This is a genomic window from Microvirga sp. P4_G7, assembly GCF_056401005.1.
The window spans coordinates 1-744 of the sequence record NZ_JBFUKD010001087.1; the positions used below are offsets into that span (position 1 = coordinate 1).

A 744-nucleotide genomic window follows, 5' to 3' on the forward strand; every position below is an offset into this window, starting at 1 on the left:
GTCATGGCCGGGCCCGTCCCGGCCACCCCGATCGGATGAGCGCCACGCCTCACGAAGCGAGGTCACCGGGACAAGCCCGGTGATGACAAAGGAGGGAGGGGTCGCAATCCTCCACCGCTGTCATGGCCGGGCCTGTCCCGGCCACCCCGATCGGATGAACGCCGCACTTCACAAATCGAGGTCACCGGGACGAGCCCGGTGATGACACCGAGGGGTGGGTTGGCAATCCTCCACCGCTGTCATGGCCGGGCCCGTCCCGGCCACCTCGATCGGATGAGCGCTGTGCCTCACGAAGCGAGGTCACCGGGACAAGCCCGGTGATGACAAAAGTGAGCCTCATCCTGAGGAGCGACGCAGTCGCGTCTCGAAGCCTCATCCTGAGGAGGGCCCAAAGGCCCGTCTCGAAGGACGAGGCGTCTTCAGCGAGCTCTGGACCCTCCTTCGAGAAGCCGCTGCCGCGGCTCCTCAGGATGAGGGTCAGCTGGACGAGCCCGGCGATGGCACCGGCTCAGCCGAACCCACATCGTCGCCCTCGGCGATGGGGAGAACGCGCAGCGGTTCGGCCAACCGCGCATCCTCGAACYGCGCCTCCCGCCACGACGCCACCGGCCGCGCATCCCGCGCGCCGACGACCGCAGCCCGCCGCGCCAGCCGGATCTCGACGATCCCGCGCATCAAAACCCACGCGACGCCGAACACCGTCAACGCGCTCATGACGATCATGAGCGCCTGGATCGGCTCGGA

At 68.4% G+C, this 744-nt stretch carries 1 protein-coding gene; it reads right to left on the reverse strand.

Annotated elements, in window-relative coordinates; genetic code table 11:
• Positions 1 to 477: 477 nt before the first annotated feature.
• Positions 478 to 744: hypothetical protein (locus tag AC1DT3_RS23185; protein ID WP_477467506.1), on the reverse strand; the 267-nt coding region annotated here is incomplete at its 5' end.